We start from the raw sequence: 4,146 nt of genomic DNA, 5'->3' as shown, positions 1-4,146 counted from the left end.
TCGCCATTGCCCGCTTTGCGCTGAGCAACGCCGAGTGGCGGCTGTTCATCGAAGCTGGCGGCTACGACGACGAGCGCTGGTGGCAGGGCGAAGCGGCACAAGCCTGGCGACGCGGCGAGGGAACGGCCGACGGGCCGAAGCAGCAGTGGCGCGACAACAGGCGGTGGGTGCAGAGCAATCTGGCGGCGGTGCGCCGAATGCCGGCCGAAGGCCGCATGACTTCGCAACAGTTGGAGGATTGGGAGAACTGGTGCGCAATGTCCGACGGCGAATTCGAGGAAGTGCTTGACCGCTCGTTTCCATCCGGCCGCCAGACGCAATCCGCGTATTGGAATGACCCGGCGTACAACGAACCGGCGCAGCCGGTGGTCGGCATTTGCTGGTACGAAGCGCGTGCGTACTGCGTCTGGCTGTCGGCGCAGACGGGTCAGACCTGGCGGCTGCCGAGCGAAGCCGAGTGGGAAGCGGCGGCGCGCGGGGAAGAGGGCCGGCGTTACGCGTGGGGCGACGACTTCGACGCGGCGCGGGCAAACACCTTCGAAACGCATGTGCGCGGGACGACGCCGGTGGGCGTCTTTCCGCGTGGCGACACGCCGGAAGGACTGGCCGACATCAGCGGCAACGTCTGGGAGTGGACGAGCAGCGCGTACCAGCCTTATCCGTACACCGCCGATCGCGAGCGGGAAGACCCGGATCAGGCAGATGCCCGGCGCGTGGTGCGCGGCGGCGGCTGGTTCAACTACCGCGGCCTCGCGCGCTGTGCTTACCGCCTCCTCAACCATCCCGGGCTCCGCATCAACGTCCTTGGCGTTCGGGTGGTGTGTGTGTCCCCCATCCTTTTGGACCGCTGCCCACCGGAACGCTGATCACTGATTTTCTGATCTTCTGCTCCTCTGTCGCCGCGCAGCGGCGTCGCTTTTCCGCTTTTCGGCTTTTTACCGGGCGCGTAGCGCCCGCGCCGGTATGAACGACGCGCGTCGGCTTTACTCACTCGCGAACGGCGCGCGGCGAGAGCCAATTTGCCTCGGAGGGCGGGCACCGGCCTTGTTGCGGGCGATTTTCTGCGTGTTTCCACTGAGCTTTCCGAAAAACTACGGATGGTGCAAGCCCCTTGGTCTCGTTACGCTTGTTCGGTGAGCGCTACGGCTGGGGGCGGCGCCGGCTGACACCGTTGGGCTGCCGGTGCGGCGGGGAAAAGGCGGTTTTCCCCGCCGCCGGGCGAGCAGCGAGCATGGCGTGTGGAGCCCTCCCGGCAGAGCCGGAGACGCCCGCGAACGGAAGGCGAGAGCCGGTGAAGCGGCGTAGTCCGTGCACGCCGGCTGGCTGAAGTTTCGGCCTGGCCGTCCAGTCCGCGGCTTGAGCGTGCCGGCATCGAGCGGCTTCGCCTTCGTCGTCGCCTTTGCTGGCTGGCGTGCCCTTTTTGCCGGGGGGTTGGCTCCCGGTCTCGGGCGTAGCGCGTTTATCGCCTGCCGCCGTTGCTGCGCGGCGGGTGTGTTCGCGTTCTTTGACCGGGGGAGATATCGATGTTCCGCAATCTCAATCTGGGTACCCGCCTGGGAGCTGCCTTCGCTGCCGTACTCATCCTGCTGCTTGGCGTCGCCGGGATCGGCTTCAAGCGTGTTGGCGACCTGCAGGCCGAGATCAGCGATCTGGTCCAAGACAAGAACCGGAAAGTCAGGCTGGCCAACGAGCTGAACGACATCGTGCATGTGGCTGCCGCGTCGCGCCTGAACATGTTGATTCTGCGCAACGACGAGGCGAGTCACAACGAACTCGAGCAACGCGCGGCAGCGAGCAAACGGGCGACCGAGATCATCGACACGCTCGCCGGTTTGCGCGATGGCGAGGCGGGCAAGGCAGCGCTGGCGGCGATCGTGCAGGCGCGGGCGGCGTCGAACGCGATGTCCGGCAAGCTGCAGGAGATGATCAAGGCGAAGGAATGGGAGGCGGCGGTCAGCCATTTCGGCAAGCACTATCGTCCGGCGCAAGCGGCTTATCTGAAAGCCATCGGCGATTTCGTCGGGCAGCAGAATGAGCGCGCCGAGGGGGTCAGCCGGCGAGCGGAAGGGCTGGTCGCCTCGACGCACGTGCTGATCGCCGGCCTGGCCGCGGCGGCGGTCTTGCTCGGTGGCGTGCTGGCGACCTGGATTTGCCTTTCGATCACGCGACCGATCGACAGCGCGCTGCGGGTTGCCGGCGCGCTCGCCGAGGGTGATCTGTCGGTCGGCATCGAGGCGGATGGCAAGGACGAACTCGGCCAGTTGCTGACGGCGATGCAGGCGATGGTCGGCAAGCTGGGCACGATCATCGGCGAAGTGCTCGCCGCCGCCGACAATGTATCGAACGCCTCCGGCCAGGTGTCGTCCACCGCCGTTTCGCTCTCGCAGTCGACCAGCGAGCAGGCGGCGGCGGCCGAGGAAACGAGTGCCAGCATCGAAGAGATGAGCGCCGCGATCGTGCGCAACAGCGAGAACGCCAAAGTCACCGAGGGCATGGCCGCGAGCGCTGCGCGGCAGGCGGGCGAGGGCGGTGCGGCGGTGGCTCGCACGGTCGAGGCGATGAAGAGCATCGCCGGCAAGATCGGCATCGTCGACGACATCGCCTACCAGACGAATCTGCTGGCGCTCAACGCAGCGATCGAGGCGGCGCGCGCCGGCGAGCACGGCAAGGGCTTCGCCGTCGTTGCCGCCGAGGTGCGCAAACTCGCCGAACGCAGCCAGGTTGCCGCGCAGGAAATCGGCAGGCTGGCGCGTGATTCGGTCGGCCTCGCGGAAGGCGCCGGCGCGCTGCTCGTCGAAATGGTGCCGTCGATCCGCAAGGTGTCCGACTTCGTGCGCGAAATCGCCGCTGCGTCGCACGAGCAGTCCACGCGGGTTGGCCAGATCAGCAGCGCGATGGGCCACTTGAACCAGGCAACGCAGCAGAACGCTTCGGCCTCCGAGCAACTCGCCGCGACGGCCGAAGAACTCGGCGCGCAGGCCGTACAGTTGCAGGAGCTGATGGACTTTTTCCACCTTGGTCGCAAGGCGCACGTCGCCGGCTGAGCTGCTGCCGGCGGCCGCGGTGCCGCGCTGGTCGTCGCGCCGCTGACGATCGCGCGATGACGCGCGACTGGCCTGGCGGTCCTCTCCGCAGCACGGGTATTTTGGGCTAATATCATCGCTCCCGGCATCGCTCGCCGAGAGCGGACGATACCGGACGGCATTGCCGAGCAGCGCGCAGCGCTGGCCAGTTTCTCGGCTTTCCGCCTACCGCCCAGCCCGAGCCCACGATGACTTCCAGCGCCGCGACGCCGCCGATCGACTTCTTCGTCAGCTACACGCAGGCCGACCGCGCGTGGGCCGAGTGGATTGCTTGGCAGCTCGAAGACGCGGGCTACAAGACGTTGATTCAGGCGTGGGACTTCGACCCGGGGAGCAATTTCGTCAGCGCGATGCAGCGCGCGCTGCAGACCGCCGAGCGCACGATTGCCGTGTTGTCGGAGGCCTACTTCGCTTCGGGCTTCACCGAGGCCGAATGGACAGGCGCTTTCGCGGCGGGTCGCCAGCGTCTGCTGCCGGTGCGCGTGCGCGACTGTCGGCCGGATGGCTTGCTCGCTGCCATCGTCTACCTCGATCTGGTCGGTGCTGACGAGGTGGCAGCGCGCGCGAAGCTGCTCGCCGGAGTCGAACGCGGGCGGCGCAAGCCGCCGACGGCGCCGCCATTCCCGGGCGCTGCCGCATCGGCGCCGCCGGCTTTCCCCGGCGTTGCGCGCGCTCCGCTGAGCGGGCTGCGCCGGGCGATCATCGACGGCGGCGAGCTGCCGGAAATCAGCGAAGCCGTGCTGCACGAGATCCTCGCCGCTTCGCCGCGCACGCTGAGCGACTACCGACTGGCGCGCATTGCCGAATGGTCGCAGCCGCGCTACGCGCTGAACAGGCGCTTCACGCGGCTGACGCTGCTGCTCGACCAGGGGCAGGACGCGCAGGGCATGCGCTGGCAGGCGCAGCCGCAGAGCTTCGACGATCTGCGCCAGGTGCTCGCGGCCGCGGCCGACGCGCCGGCACTCGTCGTTCTCGGCCCGCCCGGCTGCGGCAAGAGCACGCTGCTGCGCCGGCTGGAACTCGACCTGGCGTACGAAGCGCTGCGCGCGGCAGAAGGCAAAGG

At 68.1% G+C, this 4,146-nt stretch carries 3 protein-coding genes; all 3 read left to right on the top strand.

What is annotated here, in order from left to right; translation table 11 throughout:
* Nucleotides 1-866, top strand: an 866-nt coding sequence (locus RKP46_RS11900; RefSeq protein ID WP_311106835.1) for an SUMF1/EgtB/PvdO family nonheme iron enzyme, incomplete at its 5' end; no start/stop codon positions are given.
* Nucleotides 867-1,523: 657 nt separating this feature from the next.
* Nucleotides 1,524-3,044: a methyl-accepting chemotaxis protein gene (locus tag RKP46_RS11895; protein ID WP_311106834.1), complete on the top strand. Its 1,521-nt coding sequence runs from the start codon at nucleotides 1,524-1,526 to the stop codon at nucleotides 3,042-3,044.
* A 227-nt stretch (nucleotides 3,045-3,271) separates the two neighbouring features.
* Nucleotides 3,272-4,146: TIR domain-containing protein (locus tag RKP46_RS11890; protein WP_311106833.1), on the top strand; the 875-nt coding region annotated here is incomplete at its 3' end.

It is taken from the genome of Accumulibacter sp. (genome assembly GCF_031732815.1).
Classification (GTDB): Bacteria; Pseudomonadota; Gammaproteobacteria; order Burkholderiales; family Rhodocyclaceae; genus Accumulibacter.
Note: the sequence above shows the minus strand (reverse complement) of the source record. Positions and strands in the feature narration are given on the sequence as shown.